Source organism: Paraburkholderia sp. CI2 (assembly GCF_014201055.1).
In the GTDB taxonomy this organism is placed as follows: domain Bacteria; phylum Pseudomonadota; class Gammaproteobacteria; order Burkholderiales; family Burkholderiaceae; genus Paraburkholderia; species Paraburkholderia tuberum.
On sequence record NZ_JACHDL010000024.1, the window covers coordinates 123,675 to 133,601 of the forward strand.

Sequence of the window (9,927 nt, forward strand, 5' to 3'; positions counted from 1 at the left end):
ATCGGAAAGCGCCCGCGAGCCTGAATCATTCAGCGTCCGCAGCGCGCACCGCGCGTACGAACGCCGCCATCCGGGCGTGATCCTTCACGCCCCGGGCGCCCGCTACTTCGATGCCGCTCGAGACATCGACCGCGTACGGGCGCACGCGATGGATCGCATCACTGACGTTTTGCGCGTTCAACCCACCACTCAAAACGGCCCGATGCGCGAGTTCTGCTGGAATAAGTGACCAATCGAAAACCTTCCCACCGCCGCCGTAGCCTTCGACATGGGTGTCGAACAGAAGACCACTGGCTGCTGAATAGTTGAATGCCGATTTTACCAAATCGGCCGCTCGAGTATCCGCCGCAACACGCAACGCGCGCAACCAAGGCAAACCCGCAACGCCGGCGAGCGCCTCGCACTGCTCAGGCGTCTCGTCGCCGTGGAACTGCAACAGCGTCAGGTTCACGTTGCTCGCGACTTCGTGAACCCATTCCGGCGTCGCGTTGACGAACAGACCGACGACCGACACGAACGGCGGGACCTCATGCACGAGTTCGACCGCTTGCGCGACGCTCACCGAGCGCGGGCTCGGCGGATAGAACACGAGGCCGATCGCGTCGGCGCCGAGGTCGATCGCGTGTGCAATGTCGACGGGTTTCGACAGTCCGCACAGCTTGATGCGCGTGCGATGTGGCACGCCTTGCAAGGCGGTGGCGTCGGTCTGAATGGCGGGGTTCTCTGCTGCTTTCATGTTTCCGGTTGCTCGGTCCATACGCTGCTCCACGGCACGCTGCCCGTCGCCGGGTCGGGCACGCCGAATTGCTCAGGATAGCCCACTTGCGCGAGGTACAAGCCGTCGGGCATGAAGGTCGGCGCCGCGCAATCGCGGCTACGGCTCGCGAGCACGTCGGCCATCCACGCGGCCGGGCGGCGGCCGCTGCCGATTTCGATCAGACAGCCCATCACGTTGCGCACCATGTGATGCAGGAACGCGTTCGCGCGGAAGCGGAAATGCACGAAGTTACCCTGTCGTTTGACGTCGATCTGGTACAGGTGCTTGAACGGCGTCTTCGACTGGCATTGCGACGAACGAAACGCCGAAAAGTCATGCTCGCCGATCAGCTGCTCGGCGCCCGAGCGCATCGCGTCGACGTCGAGTGGCGTGTGCACCCAGCCGGCGCGCGTCGTGAGCATCGGCGAGCGAACCGGACTTACGTACAGCACGTAGTAATAGGTCCGCTCGAATGCCGAAAACCGCGCGTGAAAATCGTCGGGCATCGACTTGGCCCATTGCACGCCGATCGTCTTCGGCAGAAACGCGTTCGGGCCGCGCACCCAGGAGATATCGAGGCGATCGAGGTCGGTGTCGAAATGCACGACCTGACCCAAGCCATGCACACCGCGGTCGGTGCGGCCGGCGACCACCGTCTGCACGGGCGTGCGCATGAATTCGCGCAGCGCCCGTTCGAGCTCGTCCTGTACCGTGTTGCCATGCGGCTGCGACTGCCATCCAGTGAACGCGGCGCCGTCGTATTGCACGCCTAATGCGATGCGCTTCACGACAGCGGTGCGAGAGTCGAAAGCAACGCGCGGGCTTCGGTGCGCGTGGCTGGATCGTTTGCTTCGATCACTTCGTTGATGAGCGCGCGGGCGCCCGCCAGATCGCCGAGCTCGATGTACTCGGAGGCCAACTCCAGCTTGTTGCGCGCGATGCGGCCGAGATCGGCCGGTGTGAAGGCCGGCAATGGCTGAGCCGGGCTCGGCGGCAACTCGAGGTCGAAGTCGAGCTTCAGCGCGCCGAAGCCGGCCGCGCCGAGGCCCGCGACGGCGCCGTGGCCGGCTGTGCCGGCGGCGATCTGGTCGGCGATGTGCGGGGCGTCGTCGTCCGCGCCATGGACGCCGAAGGCCTGCTGCGCGGTCGTGTCGGGCGATGCGACCGGTTGCGTCGAAAGCGACGTGGAAGGCTCCGCTTCGCCGACGGTGGGCACGTCGATGCGCGGCGGCAGCGGCATGTTGAGGCTGCCGAACGCGTCGACGGCGTCGCGCGGGAACTCGGTCGGTGCGGACGGCGCGGGTTCCGTCGGCACGGGGATGTCGCTGAACGGCTGACCGAACGACGTAGTGGCGCGCGGTTCGATCTGATGTTGCGTGAAATCGATTACTGGGGGTGGAACGTTCAAGGGGGACTGCGGTTCGGCCGTCGCGGTGTGCGACGCTGTCGAGGGCGGTTCCGCGGCGCTTGGGCTCGGGGTTGTCGTCGTGCCTGTCGTTTTCTCTGCGGTCGGACTTTCTGTGGGTTCCTCGTCCCATTGCAGGCGATGCGCGTTCTCGTCCTGCGCCGCGGCGCCAACCGGTTCGAGCGGTCCCAGCGGCAGCGCGTCGGCGCCGAGTTCTGCCGCGGCGGCGAGATTGGCGGCCGTCGCGGCGGAGCGCAGCGTCTCGTCATGGGCGGGTGCGACCGCCGGTGGTTCGCTGGACAGTTCGCTTTGGCTGGGTAGCGGGATGCTGGCGAGTGGCGCCATTGGTGCAGTAGGTTCGGGCGTGCCTGCTTGCTGTGCCGCCTGTTCTTCTGCGGCGCGCTCGGATGCGCTGCGCTCTGCTGCTATGCGTTCCGCTTCCGCATGTTCGGCGGCGACGCGTGCTGCTGCTTGTTCGGCTGCTGCTTGTTCGGCTGCTGCTTGTTCGGCTGCTGCTTGTTCGGCTGCTGCTTGTTCCGCTGCTGCGCGTTCCGCCGCGGCGTGTTCTCCGGCCGCTGCTCGCTCTGCTGCGGCTCGCTCCGCTGCCGTCTGTTCGGCTGCTGCACTTTCCGCTGCCGTCTGTTCGGCTGCTGCACTTTCCGCTGCGGCTTGCTCGACTGCTGCACGTTCCGCTGCGGCGCGCTTGGCCGCCGCCTCCTCGGCCACCGCGCGCTCCGCTGCTACCCGCTCCGCAGCCGCGCTTTCTGCCGCTGCCTGTTCGGCTGCCGCACGTTCCGCAGCCGCACGTTCCGCAGCCGCATGCTCTGCTGCTGCGGCCTGCCGTGCAACCTCTTGATCTTGCGCGTCCGATCCTTCCGTGACCGCGGCCTGCCCCGCCGCCGCGCTGCCATTGCGCGAATCGGCCTCACGCGCGGATCTCGCCATTTCTGCATCAGTTGCCTGGGCGGCCCGTGCCGCGGCCTCTTGATCGCGCTTGCGGCGACCCATGCGCAGAGCAGCGAGCAGAACGATCAGTGCCGCGCCCACGGCCGCCGCGATGCTCAAATCGCGCTGAGAGATGCCGCCCTCATTCGACGGCGACGTCGTCACATTCGCGTGCTCCGGCGCCACGGCCACGGTCGCCGCGGAACCTGCCGGTGCCGGCTGCGCAGCGCTCGTCGGCGTTGGGCCTGAAGCGACGGGCGCCCCGCCGATACCGTGCTTCTGCAACTCCATCAGCACGCGGTTTTTCAGCGCCAGCAATTGCTGCAGACTCGACACCTGCGGATGCGGCTGCGAAGCCGCCTGCGCGGCCGCGGTCGCTGCCGACGGCGCTTGTCCGGCGGGCGCGCTCGCCGCCGGTTGAATCGATTCGGCCCATTCCCGCGTGCCACTCGTCGCCACCGGCGCCGAACCGGCCACTGGCGCGGACGAAACCGCACCGCCCGCCGCCGCGCCGGTCGATACCGCCGCGCTGGCCGCGCCGGAAACCGTGGATGCGGCCGGCGTCGTCGCTTGAGCCGCCGCGCTGGCCGCACTCGCGGCGGCGGCGTTGACCTGCGCGACTGCACTCGCCGTGCTGGCGGCAGCCGCCGCGGCCGGCGCGGCAGTCGGCGCGGAAGCGGGCGCAGCCGCCGCGGACTCCGACGCCCCTGCCGCGGCCCCAGTCGACGAAACCGCCAAGGCCCCCGACGCATCGAGCGCCGGCACGATCAACACCGCTCCTACACGCATCCGGCTCGGATCGTGATTCATGAACGCGGCCGGATTCGTGTCGAACAATGCGTGCGTAGCGCGCGCGAGTACCGCCCGGTCATGCGACTGCGTAATAGCGATCGCGACATCGTTCAGCGACTGCCCTGCGTGTACGGTGTACTGAGAGCCCGCAGCGACAGCAACGACAGCGGTAGTGGAACTGACAGCGGAAGCGGCATCCGGCGCGCTCGCGGCACTAGCCGGCGCGGCAAGCGCATTGCCCGCGCCACCGCCGAGCAGCGCAAGGGCGAAAGTGGCACAAGCGGCCATCGCCGCCGGACGGCTGCTGAATCGCACCTTCTCGTGACGAATGGACATAGCCCGAAGAGCGGAGCGTCGAAAGTTCATCGGGACACCTGGGCGCGTCAGCGCGCAGCCTTTTTTGCGAGTGGAAAGAGACAAGATGATCGGAGCACACAATGAAAAAAGCGCCGCGCAAGCGCGACGCTTCTTGAGTTGTCTACGCGTCGTGAGCGCGTAGTTTACTTTACTTGTCGAGCACAATGCGAAGCATACGACGCAGCGGTTCAGCCGCGCCCCACAGCAGCTGATCGCCGACCGTGAAGGCCGACAGATACTCGCCTCCCATCGCGAGCTTGCGCACGCGGCCGACCGGCACCGTCAGCGTACCGGTGACAACCGCCGGGGACAGGTCGCGCATCGACGCTTCGCGTTCGTTCGGCACAACCTTGACCCAGTCGTTGCCCGACGCGAGGATGCTGTTCACTTCGTCGAGCGGCACGTCCTTGGTCAGCTTGATCGTGAGCGCTTGCGAATGGCAGCGCATTGCGCCGATCCGCACGCACAGACCATCGACTGGAATCGAACCCGGCGTGCCCATGGCCGGCTTGCCGAGGATCTTGTTGGTTTCCGCGCCGCCCTTCCACTCTTCCTTCGACATGCCGTTGCCGAGATCCTTGTCGATCCACGGAATCAGCGAGCCCGCGAGCGGTACGCCGAAGTGGTCGGTCGGCATGCTGTCGCTGTTCATCGCTTCGAGCACGCGGCGGTCGATGTCGAGAATCGCCGAAGCCGGGTCTGCCAGTTCGTTCTTCACCGCGCCGTGCAGCGTGCCCATTTGCGACAGCAATTCGCGCATGTTCTGCGCGCCCGCGCCGGATGCGGCCTGATAAGTCATGGCCGTCATCCAGTCGACGAGGTTTTCGCGGAACAGGCCGCCCAATGCCATCAGCATCAGGCTGACCGTGCAGTTACCGCCGATGAAATTCTTCTGGCCTTTGACGAGCGCGTTCTTGATCACGTCGAGGTTGACCGGATCGAGAATGATGACCGCGTCGTCCTTCATGCGCAGCGACGATGCCGCGTCGATCCAGTAGCCGTTCCAGCCCGCCGCGCGCAGCTTCGGGAACACTTCGTTCGTGTAGTCACCGCCCTGGCAGGAAATGATCGCGTCGCACTTCTTCAGGTCGTCGATGCTTGTCGCATCTTTGAGCTTGGTCTCGTTTTTGGCGAACGAAGGCGCGTTGCCGCCCGCGTTGCTGGTGCTGAAAAACACCGGTTCGATCAAGTCGAAATCGCCTTCCTGCTGCATACGTTGCATCAGGACGCTGCCGACCATGCCGCGCCAACCTACGAGACCTACGTTCATGACTTCATACCCTTCGAATGGAAACTTCCCCGCGTCTTTGCCCGCAGTGACCGCGCGGGGAAGATGGGCGGGCACGACGGACGATCAGCGCTTCGTGATCGTTTTCGGGGTAATGGTTTTGATGGTAATGGCGAACTCGATCGCACGGGCCGTTGTGCCGTGCATTTTGGAAATCGAGGAGATTTGGGAGATCTGAGCCATCACAACAATATACACGAAAACGGAAAACTGGCGGCGTTCTTCGCCGTATGACGTGCAAATCGGCCTATTTAAAGGCCCGATTCGCGTTTTTAAAAGGCCAGTATTGTTGAGCTGACCACCGCATGCCCTCGCTCTGCGAGCGCATGCGGTGCACGCGTTTTACAGCGCGGCCACGACGGCATCGCCCATCGCGGCGGTGCCGATCTGCTTGCAACCCGGCGTGAGAATGTCGCCGGTGCGATAGCCCTGTTCGAGCACCTTCTTCACCGCGGTTTCGATGCGATCGGCCTGCTCCGCCTTGTTCAGCGAATAGCGCAGCATCATCGCGGCCGACAGGATCGTGGCGAGCGGATTGGCAACGCCCTTGCCGGCGATATCCGGCGCGGAGCCGTGCGACGGCTCGTACAAGCCCTTGTTGTTCTTGTCGAGCGATGCCGACGGCAGCATGCCGATCGAGCCGGTCAGCATGGCCGCCTCGTCGGACAGGATGTCGCCGAACATGTTGCCGGTCACGATCACGTCGAACGACTTCGGCGCCTTCACGAGCTGCATCGCGGCGTTGTCGACGTACATGTGCGACAGTTCGACGTCCGCGTATTCCTTCGACACGTCGATCATCACGTCCTTCCAGAACTGCGACGTTTCGAGCACGTTGGCTTTATCGACCGAGGTGAGCTTCTTGCCGCGCTTTTGCGCCGCCTGGAATGCGACGTGCGCGATGCGGCGCACTTCGGGTTCCGAATAGCGCATCGTGTCGAAGCCTTCCTTCGCGCCGGCGAACAGGCCGTCCGGCGACGTACGCACGCCGCGCGGCGCACCGAAGTAGATGTCGCCGTTCAGTTCGCGCACGATCAGGATGTCGAGACCCGAAACGATCTCTTCCTTCAGCGACGACGCGCCCGTCAGTTGCGGGTAGCAGATCGCCGGACGGAAGTTCGCGAAAAGTTCCAGGTGCTTGCGCAGACCGAGAATCGCCTGCTCAGGGCGCAGCGCGCGTTCGAGCTTGTCGTACTTCCAGTCGCCGACCGCGCCGAACAGGATCGCGTCGGCTTCCTTCGCGAGCGCGAGCGTCGAGTCCGGCAGCGGGTGGCCCTTCGCTTCGTAGCCCGCGCCGCCGACCGGCGCTTCTTCGAGTTCGAACTTCTCGCCGAGCACGTTCAGGACCTTGACGGCCTCCTTGACGATTTCGGGACCGATGCCGTCGCCCGGCAACACTGCGATCTTCATGCGAATTCCTTGATGATTTTTTTCGGATCTTCTGGCGCAAACCGACATTGGCGCGCGGACTTCACGCCCCTGACGCCCTCACGGTTTCGCTTAGCGGACGAGGCGATTGTTCAGCCACGGTTGCTTCGCGAGACGCTCCGCTTCGAATTGGCGGATCTTGTCCGCGTGACGCAGCGTCAGGCCGATGTCGTCGAAACCGTTCAGCAGACAATACTTGCGGAACGCCGCGACTTCGAACGGATATTCGGTGCCGCCGTCGGCCTTGCGCACGACTTGCGCTTCGAGGTCGATCGTCAGCTCGAAGCCGTTGAACGCATACGTCTCGTTGAACAGATGATCGACCTGCTGTTCGGTCAGCACGATCGGCAGCACGCCGTTCTTGAAGCAGTTGTTGTAGAAGATGTCCGCGAAGCTCGGCGCGATCAGCGCGCGAAAGCCGTATTGCTGCAACGCCCAAGGCGCGTGTTCGCGCGAGCTGCCGCAGCCAAAATTCTTGCGCGCGAGCAGCACCGAGGCGCCCTGGTAGCGCGGCTGATTCAGCACGAAATCCGGGTTCAGCGGACGCTTCGAGTTGTCTTGACCCGGTTCGCCGTGGTCGAGGTAGCGCCATTCGTCGAACGCATTCGGACCGAAACCCGTGCGCTTGATCGACTTCAGGAACTGCTTCGGAATGATCGCGTCCGTGTCGACGTTCTCGCGATCGAGCGGCGCCACGACGCCGGTGTGTACGATGAAATTATCCATGACGCTTGCGCCTGTTCAGGACCGGGCGATGCGACTGGCGGCTGGAACCCCCGCGCCGTATCGCCGGCAAAAATCAAAAACCGCTTATTTCTCAGCGTGATTGCTGATCGAATTGCCGAGGTGCGACATGTCCTGGCCGAATCCGTGCACCGTGTTGCAGCCGGCAAGACCGAGCAGGAGCCCGGCGAACGTGCCGAGTGCGAAGCGGCGCAATAGAGTGATGCGATTCATGTTCTTCATCATGCGGTTTATCCGAGCTTGCGAATGTCGACGAAATGCCCTTCGATGGCCGCAGCCGCGGCCATTGCGGGGCTCACCAGGTGCGTGCGGCCACCAGCGCCCTGACGACCTTCGAAATTGCGGTTCGACGTGGATGCACAACGCTCGCCCGGCTCGAGCCGGTCGGCGTTCATTGCCAGACACATCGAGCAGCCCGGCTCGCGCCATTCGAAACCGGCCTCGGTAAAGACCTTGTCGAGGCCTTCACGCTCCGCCTGCGCCTTCACGAGACCCGAACCCGGCACGACCATCGCCAGACGGATGTTCGGCGCGACGCGACGGCCGAGCTTCTTCACGACGTAAGCCGCGGCGCGAATGTCTTCGATGCGCGCGTTGGTGCACGACCCGATGAAGATTTTATCCGGCTTGATCGACTCGATCGGCGCGTTCGGCTCGAGCGCCATGTACTTGAGCGCGCGCTCCATCGCGTCGCGCTTGACCGGGTCCTTTTCGCGCTCCGGATCCGGCACGCGGCCGTCGATCGGCGTGACCATTTCCGGCGACGTGCCCCAGGTGACCTGCGGCACGATTTCGGCGGCGTTCAACTCGACCACGCGATCGAAATGCGCTCCGTCGTCCGACTTGAACTGCTTCCAGTACTCGACCGCGTGATCCCACTCGACGCCCTGCGGCGAGAACGGACGGCCTTTCAGGTATTCGACCGTGGTGTCGTCGACGGCGACCATGCCGGCGCGCGCGCCCGCTTCGATCGCCATGTTGCAGACCGTCATGCGGCCTTCCATTGTCAGCGACCGGATCGTCGAGCCGCCGAATTCGATCGCGTAGCCGGTGCCGCCCGCGGTGCCGATCTTGCCGATGATCGCGAGCACGATGTCCTTCGCGGTACAGCCGCGCGGCAATTGGCCCTCGACCTTCACGAGCATGTTCTTGCTCTTCTTCTGCAGCAGCGTTTGCGTGGCCAGCACGTGCTCGACTTCCGACGTGCCGATGCCGTGCGCGAGCGCGCCGAACGCGCCGTGCGTGGACGTGTGCGAGTCGCCGCAGACGATCGTCATACCCGGCAGCGTGGCGCCCTGTTCCGGCCCGATGATGTGAACGATGCCCTGACGCAGGTCGTTCATCTTGAACTGTGTGATGCCGAAGGCGTCGCAGTTGGCGTCGAGCGTGTCGACCTGCAGCTTCGACACCGGATCGGCGATGCCGTGGCTGCGGTCCGTGGTCGGCACGTTGTGGTCGGACACGGCCAGGTTCGCGCTGATGCGCCACACCGGACGCTCGGCCATCTTCAGGCCTTCGAACGCCTGCGGGCTGGTCACTTCATGCAGCAGGTGACGGTCGATGTAGAGAATCGTGGTGCCGTCGTCTTCCGTGTGGACCACGTGCGTGTTCCACAATTTGTCGTAGAGAGTCTGTGCCATGGTATGCGGGGTAGTAATGACTGCGGGCTGACTGTGTCGATTGATTATGCCACGCTGCGCACCGCGATGGGCTGCTCAGCCGACGAAAAAACCGATAAAAAACATGGAGTTGGCTGGTAGTGGCAATACCTGTATCGTCGTTACCCGGCAAGCGTTGGCCCCAGCGACGCCAATGCGCCGCATGCGCGACGCGTGGCTGCCGCCGAAACGGAAAACGCCCCGACGGTAGACCCGTCGAGGCGTTTTATTCACTCGGATTTCGCGCTTTTGCACGGCACGAATGCCGCTGCGAAGCGCGCGTATCGAGGTCGATCAGCGATCAGCGCTGTGCGATCGGCTTCGCTTCACGCAGCGTCTCGCCGATGAACAACTGACGCGGACGGCCAATCTTCTGCTCGGGATCGGCGATCATTTCGTTCCACTGCGCGATCCAGCCGACCGTACGCGCCATCGCGAAGATACAGGTGAACATCGACGTCGGAATGCCCAGCGCGCGCTGCACGATACCCGAGTAGAAGTCGACGTTCGGGTACAGCTTGCGCGACACGAAGTATTCGTCTTCGAGCGCGAT

Annotated in this window: 9 protein-coding genes; all 9 read right to left on the reverse strand. The window is 64.4% G+C overall.

The annotated features are described in order from the left end of the window. Positions 1 to 25 precede the first annotated feature (25 nt). A complete protein-coding gene (locus tag HDG32_RS27740; RefSeq protein ID WP_184072219.1) occupies positions 26 to 736 on the reverse strand; it encodes a phosphoribosylanthranilate isomerase in 711 nt (236 codons plus the stop codon). Beyond that, positions 733 to 1,545: a tRNA pseudouridine(38-40) synthase TruA gene (gene truA, locus HDG32_RS27745; protein WP_184072220.1), complete on the reverse strand. Its 813-nt coding sequence runs from the start codon at positions 1,543 to 1,545 to the stop codon at positions 733 to 735. Before truA ends, HDG32_RS27740 begins: the two co-directional genes overlap by 4 nt. Continuing rightward, complete coding sequence (locus tag HDG32_RS27750) at positions 1,542 to 4,235, reverse strand: FimV/HubP family polar landmark protein (RefSeq protein ID WP_260336614.1); 2,694 nt, start codon at positions 4,233 to 4,235, stop codon at positions 1,542 to 1,544. The genes truA and HDG32_RS27750 overlap by 4 nt, the downstream gene beginning before the upstream one ends. Before the next feature lie 169 nt (positions 4,236 to 4,404). After that, positions 4,405 to 5,526 carry an aspartate-semialdehyde dehydrogenase gene (asd, locus tag HDG32_RS27755; protein WP_184036025.1) on the reverse strand — a complete coding sequence of 374 codons (1,122 nt, stop codon included), beginning with the start codon at positions 5,524 to 5,526 and terminating at the stop codon, positions 4,405 to 4,407. 360 nt (positions 5,527 to 5,886) lie between these two features. Beyond that, positions 5,887 to 6,954 (reverse strand): 3-isopropylmalate dehydrogenase, encoded by a 1,068-nt coding sequence (gene leuB, locus HDG32_RS27760; RefSeq protein ID WP_090808296.1) that lies wholly within the window; start codon positions 6,952 to 6,954, stop codon positions 5,887 to 5,889. A 90-nt stretch (positions 6,955 to 7,044) separates the two neighbouring features. After that, complete coding sequence (leuD, locus tag HDG32_RS27765) at positions 7,045 to 7,698, reverse strand: 3-isopropylmalate dehydratase small subunit (RefSeq protein WP_184072222.1); 654 nt, start codon at positions 7,696 to 7,698, stop codon at positions 7,045 to 7,047. 84 nt (positions 7,699 to 7,782) lie between these two features. Further along, on the reverse strand, positions 7,783 to 7,941 hold the full coding sequence (locus HDG32_RS27770) for an entericidin A/B family lipoprotein (protein ID WP_018424119.1): 159 nt from the start codon (positions 7,939 to 7,941) through the stop codon (positions 7,783 to 7,785). A gap of 5 nt (positions 7,942 to 7,946) precedes the next feature. After that, positions 7,947 to 9,356, reverse strand: a complete 1,410-nt coding sequence (gene leuC / locus HDG32_RS27775; protein ID WP_184036019.1) for a 3-isopropylmalate dehydratase large subunit — start codon at positions 9,354 to 9,356, stop codon at positions 7,947 to 7,949. Positions 9,357 to 9,675: 319 nt separating this feature from the next. After that, the coding region (locus HDG32_RS27780) for a citrate/2-methylcitrate synthase (protein WP_311540419.1) at positions 9,676 to 9,927 on the reverse strand (252 nt) is incomplete at its 5' end.